Here is an 8776-nt window from a genome sequence, read left to right on the forward strand (position 1 = left end):
TTCGCTGGTGCTGATGCTTCGTCGGTTTCGTCAGTACAGCGGCTTGCTTCGCTGGCAGCACGGCTCCGCCGGTACCGAGGCTTCGCCGCGGCGGCGTCAGTGGCTGCTGGAGCCGGCCAGCGAGCGTGGGGTGACGAACGAGACCAGCCGGGTCGTGCTCGGCCCCAGCTCCGCCCAGCGGCCCACGGCCAGGTCCTCGACGGCCAGCGCCGCGGTGGGGAAGGTGGGCAGCCGCGAGCGTTCGCCGACCGGGAGCAGGCCGGTGGCCAGCGCGTGGATACCCGGGTTGTGGCCGACGAGCAGGACGGTGGGGACGCCGTCGTCGAGCTCGCGGAGGCGGTCGAGCAGGTCCGACACGTCGGCGAGGTAGAGCCGGTCCTCGGTCAGCACCGGGACGGCCGCCGGCAGGGCTCCGGCGATCTGCTCGACGGTCTGCCTGGTCCGGCGGGCCGAGGAACACAGCACCAGGTCGGGGGTGAGCTGGTCGGCTGTCAGGTGCTCGGCGATGAGCCGGCAGGCGGACCGGCCGCGCGGCGACAGCGGGCGGTCGGCGTCCGACATGCTGCCGTCGGCCCAGTCGGACTTGCCGTGGCGCAGCAGCAACAGGCGACGCGGCGGCCTCACCGCGCGGCCCGTGGGGAGAGACCCGTGGGGAGAGGGAGACCGGCAGACACCCGGACGCCGCGACCGGGCGCGGGACGAGGCGACACGCAGCTCCTCCTCGGACGGCGACGACACGCAGCCTGCCCATCTCGGACCGGGGCGTCAATGGTTCTTTTCTACGCCCGCCGCGGGGCGCCCGCCTCGTCCGGCGGCATCTCGCCCGCATGGGAAGCCTCACGCACCCGGACGAGGGAAGCCTCGTCGGCCGTGCCGCGCCGGCCGGTGCCGCGCCGATCGTTGTCGATCATCGGTGCCCCGGCCATGGCGCCGGGCGAGGCACTCGCTCACATCGACGGCTCGCATCGACGGCGGTGCCTCACCCGAAGTGGTGAAAAATATCCTACGGTGGAGCTAGAAATCAGCCGTAAGGATCAGCTGGTCGCGTATGTGGAAAGCAGCAGGCGGTCGGCAAAGGCAAGGGCGTCGTCCGCGCTGAGCCGGCCGCGGGGAACCACGGAATTGCGTTCGTCCGAGGTAAGCCCGCCCCACACGCCGTGTTCCTCCTGGCGGAATAAGGCGGTCGCGAGACAGGCCCGCCGCACGGAGCAGCTGGCGCATACTTTCCGGGCCCGGGTTTCCGCCGCCGCCCGGGCCTTGGTGTTACGCCCGTCCGGCGGGAAGAACGCGTCGGGATCCCCGTCCCGGCAGGCGGCTTCCTGCCGCCAGTAGGCGGGCCAGCCAGCGCCGTAGGGCTGCGGCGGAAGGTCACGTCCGGGCAGGACGGGTACGCCGGCGCTCATGAGATTCCGCCGATTCTGCCACTATCGAGGCACAATCCGGTCCGATGGTGGTAGGCGGCAGCGCTACCTGTAGGCAGCAGCCGCGGATGACTCAGCATGATGTCTCCTCGGGACGTCGCTTGCGGCGGGCATGACAATGCGCGGCAACGAGTGGATGTGTTGGAAAGCACACCGACTCCTCTGCTCGCGTGGAACCACAACCTCAGGGAGGGACGGAGCCAGGGTTGTCCGGCATGAATTGCGCACGCCTGGACACCCTCTTCGTCGGAAACGAACCCGTCTCGTCTCGTTAACCGAGGAACGTAGACGGCTCTCGACGGGATAGCAAGGGTTCCGGAACGCCCGCGTCCGCAGTATGTGCGAGACATCCGGTTCCGGCCGCGCTGATCGACGTTCCGTTGTCCAGTCGCAGCGTTGGGTATGCGTACTACCACTCGTAGTAGATGCCCGGTGGTGTCAAACCGGGCATCCTGGCTTCCCGCGCGCCCCCGGGGGGATCGGAGAGCGTGTTCCCGACGATCGCAAGGGTGAGCAGAATCACAACTATGATCGTCGGCGGCACGTGGCGCAGAGTCTACGGTCAGAGCGCCCAAGGTGATGGGATCATGTTTTCCGGCCGGCCGGAAGCTGCAGGTCCTCCGGTCTTCAGACCCGTCCGATGCGATAGTCGCCCGACCAGATGTCCTGGTACTGGACGTTGGTGCCGGGGCGACGCGAAACGATCATCTGCCCGTTCCCGGCGTAGATGGCATCGTGGTAGGCCTCCCCCTCGGCGTCGAGGAAGAAGACCACATCTCCCGGCCGGGCCTCGGCGGAGCCGACCGGCCGCAGCGCGGCGAACTGGTCGTAGGTGGTACGGGGAATCGAGACACCGGCCTGGGCGTACGCGTACTGGACCAGGCCGGAGCAGTCGAAGTCGTCCGGCCCGGCGGCACCGTAACGGTACGGTTTGCCGATCTGCCGCTCGGCGGCCGCGAGTGCCGCCGTCGCGGCCGAGGTGGACGCCCCCACCGGAACCGCTGCCGCCGCCGGAGTCACCACCAGCGTCGCTGTCGACGCCACTGCCGACACCACTGTCGACGTCACTGTCGGGGCTGTTGCCGGCGTGGGTGCCGCTACCGGTGAGGCTGGCGCGCCGAAGAGCGCATCCCAGGTCCGCGGGCCGACCACGGTGTCGATGGCCAGCCCGGCGCCGGCCTGGAAGGCGCGGACGCCGTGTGCGGTCCGCGGGCCGAACCACCCGTCGGCGAAGATCCCGAGCCGGATCTGGAGCCGCACCACCGGGTCACCCTGGCTTCCCCGGCGCAACGACCGGCCGGGGAACCCCCGCCCGCCAGCGGACGACTCCCCTCCGCTTCCAGAAGACTCCCATCCGTTATCAGAGGATCCCCATGCGCCCCCGGAGGATTTCCATACGTCATCAGAGGGATCCTGTCCGCTGCTGGAGGACTCCCCCCTGCCGCCGGCGGACGCCTGTCCGCCGGCGGCTGACGCCTGTCGGCTGCCGGTCGATTTCTGCTTGTCACCGGTATGCCGCTTCCCGCTGGTGGCGGACTTCTGCCCGGTGCCGCCGGTGGACTTCTGCCCGGTGCTGCCGGCGGGCTCCTGCCCGTCCGCCCAGGCCGTCGCCGCGGGCCCCTGCCCCGTCGGGGCGTCCAGGGCCGCGCCGGCCGCGGCGGGCGCGCCGGTGGCCGTCACGGTGGCCGCCCCGGCCGGGTGGGGCGTCAGGGCCACCGCGACAGCGACGGCGACGGCGCAGGAGACCGCGGTGATCGTGGGTGAGACCGTACGGCTCGAGATGGACATGCCATCACCCCTCTGCCGCCGTTCCGGGCAGATGGGGCCCGGCCCCGTCCGCGCGTGTGGCCGACACGGGGATGCGGACGGGCTTCGGCGGTCACCCCCGTTACTCACCGTGATAGTGAGCACCCTTACGCTAAGAGATCGTCCAAGACCTTTCAGTGAAGTTAGTTACTGAAGGTGACGATCTTCGTCGCTATAGGTGATTATCGGGAGGCCGCCGCGCTCCCAGGCGCGGAAGCCTCCGACGACGTCGGTGGCCTGGTGCAGGCCGAGATCCTGCAGGGACGCCGCCGCGAGGCTGGAGGTGTACCCCTCCGAGCAGATGATGATGACCTTGACATCGTCGCCGGTGGCCTGGGGGAGGCGCGCGTCGCTGGTAGGGTCCAGCCGCCATTCCAGGACGTTGCGTTCGATGATCAGCGCACCGGGGATGCCGCCCTCGGCGCCGCGCTGGGCCGCGGGCCGGATGTCGACCAGCAGCGCCCCGCCCGCCACCGCCGCCGCAGCCGTGGGCGGGTCGAGACGTTCCAGGCGGGCGCGTGCCCGGGCAAGCATCGCGTCGATCCGGCTGCCGCTCACGGCCGTCCTCCGCCCACGGCGACAACCCCCGCCACGTCCCCGCCAGCGGCCGTGGCGAGGCTGCCTGCGACAGCGCCGGCGCCGGCGGTGGCGGTGGCGTCGGCCGGCACGGCGTCGAACAGGCCGCCACCGGTCACGTTCGCGAACAGGAAGCCCTCGACCGCCTGCTCGGCGGCGTCCGGCGCGTACCGCATCGGCAGCTCCGGGGGGGAGTAGGCGTGGATGGTCGCGGCCGGGGCGCTCCCCGCGTTCCCCACCTTGTGGATGTGGTCGCGGCCGAATGTGGGCGACGCCTCCCGTTCGTGCCGCCGCCAGCCGCGCGGCCGCCAGTCCGCGTCACAGACGATCTCCGTGACGGGGCCCTGGACGACGGTCAGCGCGCCGAACGCGCCGCCGTGGTCGTGCGCGCGGGTGTACTGGCCCGGGCACCAGCTGATCAGCCACACCTCGACCGACCCGGACAGCACGAGCCGGGTGTACCAGCGGTTGACCGGGTCGTGGCGCAGGATCGCCGACCATATCCCGGTCGCGGCACCGAGAGAGCGGGTCAGCGCGGCCAGCACATGCGGTCCCACCGTTTCGTTCTCGTCCCCCAGCAGGAAATCCGGCACCAGGTCGGTGCCCGCGAGTCGTGGATGGATGAGTGGCATGCTCGGCTCCCTGTCGGCACGGGCGGAAAGCGCTACGGATGGAGAGCTGTACGGGTGGAAAAACGGCTCCTCGCAGTGCACCGGAAACTGTGTTCATCCGATCACCAGGAGTTGTTGCCAGTGGTGGCCCAGTGCAGCCGCGAGCCGTCTGCCAGCCTCGCGGCTTGGGTACCGACAGGGCCCTGACCTGGCTCTTCGGCGACGAGCGCCACGCCGACCGCGCCCGCGGCGAGGCGGCTGGGCCGCAGACCGTCACCGTGTACTCGCCAGTTCTGTAGTCGTCTGATTACATTTTCCAGCGAGCTGTGAAGAGCCGGAAAAACAGCGCGATTACATTTTTTCGCGTCGCCGGCGGCCCCTCGGAGCCGCCGGCGACGCGGGCGGCGGCATGCCCTTCGGCGCTCCCGCCGGCGCTCCTGTCGTCGCTTCCGGGCGGCGTTCCCGGCGCAACCGCCGCCGCCGGGAGAAATCGGCCGGCTGACAGCCGGGTGCGCTCGACGAACCGAAAACGCGCCAGGGCCCGGACGGATGCTCGGGGTGGGCGGGCTCAGACGGTCCGGCGACGCGCCGGTGTGACCGGCTGGCCTGAGATGACGTGAGCGGAACCGGCGCCGTGGCGCCCGTCCACGGTTGTCAGCGCATCCCGCGCGGGCCGCACCCGCCGGTACACGCCGCGCTGGCCACAAGCACCTGGTCGATCACGCGGTCGCTGTGCGGCAGAAAGCGGCGGGATGCCATGCCCGGCACTGTACAACCGATCCGCCGTCACAATCCTCGTTCATTCCTGTACACCCGCTCCGACGCCCCGCCCGGGCCGCCCCGCGCGTTCCCGGCAACATCCTCCCGATCATCCGTCCCGCGCTGTCCCGCCAGCCGTGAGACATCGCAGAACCCGGAACTCCCGACGTCCACCACCCTCCGGATATGGGCTCGTGACCGCCGTCGCGAACGGGCCACCGGGCGGGATGAGACGGTTCGCGGAGATCCGCCCGGAAAGCCGTCCCGCGCCGGGGAAAGCGGTCGGATACCTTCCGCTCATGGAGCAGCGGATCAGCCTGATCACACTGGGTGTCGGGGACGTGGGACGCGCCCGGGCGTTCTACGAGCGGCTGGGCTGGCAGGGCCAGGAGCTCGAGGAGACCGTGTTCTTCCAGGCCGGCGGCACCGTGCTGGTGCTCTGGGGACGCGACAGGCTGGCCCGCGACTGCGGTATCGCCGAGGGAAGCGCCGCCACGGGGAGCACCGCCGGGCGGGCGGACGGGTTCGGCGGTGTCGCGCTCGCGCACAACGTCCGCTCCAGGGCGGAGGTCGACGACGTCATCGCGGCGGCGCAACGGGCGGGGGCCACGGTCACCCGTCCCGCGGCCGAGACGTTCTACGGCGGCTACGCGGGGGTCTTCACCGACCTCGACGGCCACGTCTGGGAGATCGCCCACAATCCCGGTCTCCCGTTCGCCGCAGACGGCTCGATCATCGTCCCGGACCTCGGCGGCCCGTGACCGCTGCCGCCGGGACGGGCCGTCCGGCGGCTCCCGCCCGGCGTGGCCGCGGGCGGGAGCCGCGTCCTGTTCGGCGGGGTCCGGCCGGGTTCCCGGCCGGGGCGCCCAGCTCCTGATCGGTGATGCGGCCGGTGGAGGGGTCCGGGGGCCGTCCGCCGGAGCTGGCGCCACCGCCGGGCACGTGTCCGACATCCCCGGTATGCTCGGCACAGGTCATGAGCGCCAGCGTCAAGCCCCGGCTTGCTGGCCGGCAACCCTCCTCCGCGGTGGGGTGCCCCGGGTGAGGACCAGGCCGTAGCCGCGTGGCTGCGGTAAGCGCGGACCCGCCTTCCGGGTCCGGTGGACCCGTGAGGAGTGCTGTGACCGCCCCTGCCGCCATCCAGACCCCCGTCCGTCCGCGGCCGGGGGAGCCGTCTGCCGTGGCCGTGGACGGCGTCGCCGCCAGCGCCCAGCCGCTGCCGGTGGGGCCGCTGCTGCCGGTCGTCGGCGCGGATCTGCGCGTTCCGCTCGTCCAGGGCGGGCAGGAGCGCTACGCCAACCTCGACTACGCCGCGTCCGCCCCGTGCCTGTCCGCCGTGGCGGCCAGGGTGGAGGAGATCCTGCCGTTCTACGCCAGCGTCCACCGCGGCGCCGGCTACGCCTCCCAGGTGACCACGGCGCTGTACGAGTCGGCGCGCGGGACGGTCGGCGCCTTCGTCGGCGCGCGGCCCACGGACGTCGTGGTGTTCACCCGCAACACCACCGACGCGCTCAACCTGCTCGCCCGCTGCCTGCCCGGGACGGCGGCCGGCGGCCATCCGGACGACAGCCCGGGCCGCGGGGCGGACGCCGGCCGCTCGGACGGCGACGGCCGGGCGGGGGACGCCGGCCCTGGCGACGTGCTGTTCCTCGATGTCGAGCATCACGCGAACCTGCTGCCCTGGCGTGCCGTCCGGCACCGCTGCCTGCCGGCCGCGGGCACCGTCGGCGCGACCCTCGACCGTCTCCGGCGGGCGCTGGCGCACCGGCCGGCCTGCCTCGTCGCCGTGACGGGCGCGTCGAACGTGACCGGCGAGGTCGTCCCCGTCGCCGAGATCGCCAGGATCGCGCACGCCCACGGCGCGCGGATCGTCGTGGACGCCGCGCAGCTGGCGCCGCACCGCCGCGTCGACATGGCCGCCTGGGACGTCGACTACGTCGCGCTGTCCGCCCACAAGCTCTACGCGCCCTACGGCGCCGGGGCGCTGATCGGCCGCGCGGACTGGCTCGACGCCGCGCCGCCGTACCTCGCCGGCGGCGGTGCCGTGGCCGGCGTGACCGGCACCACCGCCACCTGGAAGGCCGCCCCGGAGCGGCACGAGGCGGGCTCCCCCAACTCGCTCGGCGCGGCCGCCCTGGCCGCGGCCTGCCAGGTGCTGGCCGCGCTCGCGCCCGGCGCCCTCGAGCGCCACGAGGCCGCGCTGCGTGACCATCTTGTCGCCGGGCTGTCCGGGCTGCCAGGTGTGGAGATCCCGCGGATCTGGGCGGACGCGTCCGACCGGCTCGGCGTGGTGACCTTCACCGTGCCCGGCGACAGCGCCGCGCGGGCGGCCGCCTACCTGTCCGCCGAGCACGGCATCGGCGTGCGCGACGGCCGTTTCTGCGCCCATCCGCTGCTCGCCCGGCTGGGCCTGCCGGGCTCCGCCCTGCGGGCAAGCGTCGGCGTCGGCACCCGCTCCGACGACATCGACCGGCTCGTCACGGCACTGCGTACCTACCTGCGCGACGGCCCGGGCTGGACCTACCAGGCAGGACCGGCCGGCTGCGCCCCCGTGCCCGACACCCGCCCGCTGCCCGGCTGGTTCGCCCCCGACGCCGCCACCCCGCCCGTCCTGCCCGCCCTGGCCGGCATCTGCGCCAACTGACCGGCGTATCCACTGACCGGCCGCCCGCCGGCAACCGGGCCCCCCGGCCGCCGGTCCCCCCGGAAAGCCCGCTCGTCCTGGCCAGGGCGGGGCCGGTATCCGTCCCGGCCGGGTGGGTTCCGTCCGCGTTCTGGAGCGGGGCCTGCCAGCCGTCCGGGCTGTCTCGGGTGCCGGTCGTCCTCAGGAGGCCCGCGGGGTCCAGGTGTTCCGGGAGCCGGTGAATATCACGTGTGCCGGGTGTCCTCAGGAGGCCCGCGGGGCGTTGCCGTTGCCGGCGCCGCGGGCGGCGGCCGCGGCGAAGACGCGGGCGAGGTACTCGGTGCGCAGCACGCCGCGGCCGTCGGCGCCGATGTAGCCGACGTCCTTGGTCAGGTAGCCCTCGGGGTAGCTGTAGCCCGCGGCGGTGATCTCACCGTTGCGGCTCCACCAGGCCTTGCGCTGGGTGTGGCAGCGGTCACATTCGTGGATGACATGGTAGGCTCGGGCCTGTTTGTCCCAGACCGCGCTGTGGGGTTCCCAGCGGTGTCCCATGGTGCGGCACTCGATGAAACTGGCGGGCAGCTCGTGCGCCCAGGTCTCGATGTTGCGGCGAGGGGTGTGTTCGGCCATGGGATGGGCTGCTACCTCCGGAATCGCCTGCGTGGACGGGGCGGCGGGCCTGGACGTCGCAGGCTGCCATGCAGGTCAGATAGCACAGGCCGAGTGGTGATGTCGAGCACACGGGCCGTTCCGCCATCTTCCGGATCCACCTGACCGTGCGGGTCTGACTGACTGCGGACGGGAGCCGGCCAGCAGGATCCATTATCGGTCCGTCAACCGGAACGCACACAGATCCCGAGCACAGAGTGACCGGCACGACAGACCGGCCAGACCGGTCAGACCGGTCACGGCCCGGCGGCCGCGCGCCGGCGGTGGAGCTCGGGCCCGCCCGGCCCGAGGGGCCCGCGGGCCAGCCCCGG

The 8776-nt window shown here is 72.7% G+C and carries 10 protein-coding genes and 1 riboswitch; of the genes, 2 read left to right on the forward strand and 8 right to left on the reverse strand.

All coding sequences use genetic code 11. The features are described from left to right. Window positions 1-96 precede the first annotated feature (96 nt). From NBX02_RS10785 to NBX02_RS10805, 7 genes are all read right to left on the reverse strand, one after another. Complete coding sequence (locus tag NBX02_RS10785) at window positions 97-624, reverse strand: SixA phosphatase family protein (protein WP_250287092.1); 528 nt, start codon at window positions 622-624, stop codon at window positions 97-99. A 155-nt stretch (window positions 625-779) separates the two neighbouring features. Next, window positions 780-911: a hypothetical protein gene (locus tag NBX02_RS23100; RefSeq protein ID WP_445548365.1), complete on the reverse strand. Its 132-nt coding sequence runs from the start codon at window positions 909-911 to the stop codon at window positions 780-782. A 123-nt stretch (window positions 912-1034) separates the two neighbouring features. Beyond that, complete coding sequence (locus NBX02_RS10790; protein ID WP_250287090.1) at window positions 1035-1403, reverse strand: WhiB family transcriptional regulator; 369 nt, start codon at window positions 1401-1403, stop codon at window positions 1035-1037. Between the two features lie 427 nt (window positions 1404-1830). Further along, window positions 1831-1965 carry a hypothetical protein gene (locus tag NBX02_RS23105; protein ID WP_445548366.1) on the reverse strand — a complete coding sequence of 45 codons (135 nt, stop codon included), beginning with the start codon at window positions 1963-1965 and terminating at the stop codon, window positions 1831-1833. A gap of 83 nt (window positions 1966-2048) precedes the next feature. Beyond that, window positions 2049-3209 carry an NlpC/P60 family protein gene (locus NBX02_RS10795; protein ID WP_250291191.1) on the reverse strand — a complete coding sequence of 387 codons (1161 nt, stop codon included), beginning with the start codon at window positions 3207-3209 and terminating at the stop codon, window positions 2049-2051. Window positions 3210-3374: 165 nt separating this feature from the next. Further along, the gene (locus NBX02_RS10800) at window positions 3375-3785 is read right to left on the reverse strand and encodes a rhodanese-like domain-containing protein (RefSeq protein WP_250285371.1); all 411 of its coding nucleotides are present in this window, start codon (window positions 3783-3785) and stop codon (window positions 3375-3377) included. Beyond that, window positions 3782-4435, reverse strand: coding sequence for a cysteine dioxygenase (locus NBX02_RS10805; RefSeq protein WP_250285372.1), 654 nt, complete (start codon window positions 4433-4435; stop codon window positions 3782-3784). The genes NBX02_RS10800 and NBX02_RS10805 overlap by 4 nt, the downstream gene beginning before the upstream one ends. 1037 nt (window positions 4436-5472) lie before the next feature. Here NBX02_RS10805 and NBX02_RS10810 point away from each other — a divergent pair. Beyond that, a complete protein-coding gene (locus NBX02_RS10810) occupies window positions 5473-5934 on the forward strand; it encodes a VOC family protein (RefSeq protein WP_445548367.1) in 462 nt (153 codons plus the stop codon). A gap of 211 nt (window positions 5935-6145) precedes the next feature. Continuing rightward, window positions 6146-6258: riboswitch (SAM riboswitch) on the forward strand. 35 nt (window positions 6259-6293) lie between these two features. Continuing rightward, the gene (locus NBX02_RS10815) at window positions 6294-7817 is read left to right on the forward strand and encodes an aminotransferase class V-fold PLP-dependent enzyme (protein ID WP_250285374.1); all 1524 of its coding nucleotides are present in this window, start codon (window positions 6294-6296) and stop codon (window positions 7815-7817) included. 243 nt (window positions 7818-8060) lie between these two features. On the opposite strand, the gene NBX02_RS10820 is transcribed toward NBX02_RS10815, so the two are convergent. Continuing rightward, window positions 8061-8426 carry a hypothetical protein gene (locus NBX02_RS10820; protein WP_250285375.1) on the reverse strand — a complete coding sequence of 122 codons (366 nt, stop codon included), beginning with the start codon at window positions 8424-8426 and terminating at the stop codon, window positions 8061-8063. Window positions 8427-8776 lie beyond the last annotated feature (350 nt).

Origin of the sequence: Protofrankia sp. CiP1_Cm_nod1, assembly GCF_920888515.1 — a bacterium.
Classification (GTDB): Bacteria; Actinomycetota; Actinomycetes; order Frankiales; family Frankiaceae; genus Protofrankia.

What these genes read in the sequence shown, in the direction of transcription:
- NBX02_RS23100 (WP_445548365.1), bottom strand. Translation starts at nt 911, where the DNA reads ATGATCGACAACGATCGGCGCGGCACCGGCCGGCGCGGCACGGCCGAC.
- NBX02_RS10790 (WP_250287090.1), bottom strand. Translation starts at nt 1,403, where the DNA reads ATGAGCGCCGGCGTACCCGTCCTGCCCGGACGTGACCTTCCGCCGCAG.
- NBX02_RS10795 (WP_250291191.1), bottom strand. Translation starts at nt 3,209, where the DNA reads ATGTCCATCTCGAGCCGTACGGTCTCACCCACGATCACCGCGGTCTCC.
- NBX02_RS10805 (WP_250285372.1), bottom strand. Translation starts at nt 4,435, where the DNA reads ATGCCACTCATCCATCCACGACTCGCGGGCACCGACCTGGTGCCGGAT.
- NBX02_RS10810 (WP_445548367.1), top strand. Translation starts at nt 5,473, where the DNA reads ATGGAGCAGCGGATCAGCCTGATCACACTGGGTGTCGGGGACGTGGGA.
- NBX02_RS10820 (WP_250285375.1), bottom strand. Translation starts at nt 8,426, where the DNA reads ATGGCCGAACACACCCCTCGCCGCAACATCGAGACCTGGGCGCACGAG.